Source organism: Mycobacterium sp. TH-M106, from assembly GCF_057473765.1.
In genome coordinates, this window is the sequence record NZ_JBYCLE010000045.1 from 1 (window position 1) to 2,124 (window position 2,124).

Annotated in this window: 3 protein-coding genes; 1 reads left to right on the top strand and 2 read right to left on the bottom strand. The window is 64.5% G+C overall.

All coding sequences use genetic code 11. The features are described from left to right. The first annotated feature begins 557 nt into the window (after window positions 1–557). Complete coding sequence (locus AC2VOP_RS01570; protein WP_486959337.1) at window positions 558–890, top strand: putative quinol monooxygenase; 333 nt, start codon at window positions 558–560, stop codon at window positions 888–890. Window position 891: 1 nt separating this feature from the next. Here the strand turns inward: AC2VOP_RS01570 and AC2VOP_RS01575 are convergent, their stop codons facing one another. After that, entirely contained in the window at window positions 892–1,584 is a 693-nt protein-coding gene (locus AC2VOP_RS01575) for a guanylate cyclase (protein WP_486959338.1), read from the bottom strand. A 77-nt stretch (window positions 1,585–1,661) separates the two neighbouring features. Continuing rightward, a partial coding sequence (locus AC2VOP_RS01580) for an acyl-ACP desaturase (RefSeq protein WP_486959339.1) occupies window positions 1,662–2,124 on the bottom strand: 463 nt, incomplete at its 5' end.

Sequence of the window (2,124 nt, forward strand, 5' to 3'; positions counted from 1 at the left end):
ATCGACTACCATCGCGCCCACACCAACCCCACCGGGGAGACGCCATGAGTTGGGTAATTTCCCGCGCGATCTCTGCGGTTAAGTCAGAAACACCTCACCTCGGCGCGTTGCGGCGTGCGCCGTTGTCACGTCATTTGCTGATGAACCTCACTGCAGGGGCATGGTCTCGACGAAACACCCATCGTCTGGTGGACGCGCTCTACGTGGAACTGGCCGAGCAGCTGCATGCCCCGCTGGTAACGACTGATACCCATCTAGCGAACAGTTGCCCACAAGCTCAGCTGCCTTAGCCGTTTGACTCTCCTCAGCTCGTTGCGGGGCGAACGCGAATTCCCGCAGCCCTGGTCGCGAGGCCGCGCCGTTGGCGATTCGCGCGGCGGCCCCGGTGCGATCCGGGCGGGTGCTGCCCAGTCGCTCCCGGGCTGCGCCTGACCGTTGTGTGAAGGCAGATTTTCCCAGTGGGAGGCGCCGCGCATACTGACTGGCGGTGGTTTGCGGGCTGTCGCCCACCCCGGTGCGGCGCACCTTCGAGATCGGTGAGCAAGTGAGGAGCAGCGGTGATCTTCATCGTCGTCAAGTTCGAAACCAAACCCGAGTGGACCGACCGGTGGCCTCAGCTGGTCGCTTCGTTCACGGCGGCCACCCGAGCCGAACCGGGCAACCTCTGGTTCGACTGGTCGCGCAGCCTCGACAACGAATGCGAATACGTGCTAGTCGAAGCGTTCCGCGACGCTGCGGCCGGCAGTGCCCACGTCAACAGCGACCACTTCAAGCAGGCGATGCGGGAGCTGCCGCCGGCACTGACCTCGACGCCGAAGATCATCAGCCAGGCGATCGACGCGACGGACTGGTCGGTGCTGGCCGAGATGAGTGTCGACGAGCCGGCGTGAGCTAACCGGAGACGGCTATCTCGCGGCCCAGCTCGTAACCGGGCGTCAGCGGCAGGATGTCACCACTCCAAAACGACCCGGGGTCGAACCAGCTCGAATGCTTGTCGGTGGACAACAACCCCATCTCCTCGTAGGTGATCGCCACTGTCTCCGCGCAGTAGGCGGTCTCGACACCCGCTGCGCGCTGTCGCGCCTTACGCCGTTGCGATGCCTGGCGAACCTTCTTGTCCAACACCGGGATACCCCGTGTCCAGTCGTTGATGGTCGGGACGCGACCGCGCAGCCACCGGCCGGTGAGCCGCGCAGTGGCGGGGAACGGGGTGCCGTCCATCCGGGCGATGACCCGCAGCAATCTGTCCTCCTGGCTGCGGTTGGCATACGGGGTCAGCTGACGTAGCCAGCACCGCTGGTGGTAGTGCTGCATCCACCGCTCGACGGCTTCCCGGGCGTCGTTAAGCTGCACGCCGCGATGCGTGGCGCCCGCCCAGACGTCGGTGAGCTTGTCGCCGAGCTCGGCGTGCCAGATCAACGGCGGCAGATCGTCGATGGCCACCGTCATGCCGACGTGGTTCACCGGGGCGTTGGAGAGGGTCTGGATGGTGCGGTCCGGCCCGGAGCGACCGCGGAACAGCCAGATGTCCCCGGTACGGGTTTCGGCCAGCGCCCGATCCAGCGTCACCGTATGTGCGTCCACAACAGCACCATAAAGGTTGACCACATCGCACTAAGCGATCCGGTCGGATCGGTGGCGGCTTGCGAGCCAATGGTTCGCTACGTCCTGCTGAGTGTCAGTGTCCTCGTTGTGGACAGCACTCGGTTGGCGGTGATCTTTTCGACCCTGCGGGCCTCGCGTTCGAGGTGGCGCTGCTTGGATAGCTCGAACTTGGCGCACGCGTCCTTGAGCTCGTCGACCAGCAGGCCGAGGTCGTCGCGCATTTGTGCGGCCTCGCCAGTGAAGTCCTCGCGCTCGAAGATACGCCATTTCTTCAGTACCGGCATCACCACGTCGTTGAGGAAGATGCTCGGGTCGAACACCCCGCCAACGGCGATGATGACGGCCTTACGGCGAAATTCCGGGACCGTGTATCCGGGCATCTTGAAGTTGCGTAGCACCTTGTGCAGTGACCGCATTGCCTCGTTGGGTGCGATCTGGAAGCCGGCATCGGAGACGTCGCGGTAGAAGAGCATATGCAGGTTTTCATCGGCCGAGACGCGGGCCAGCAGTTGGTCGGCG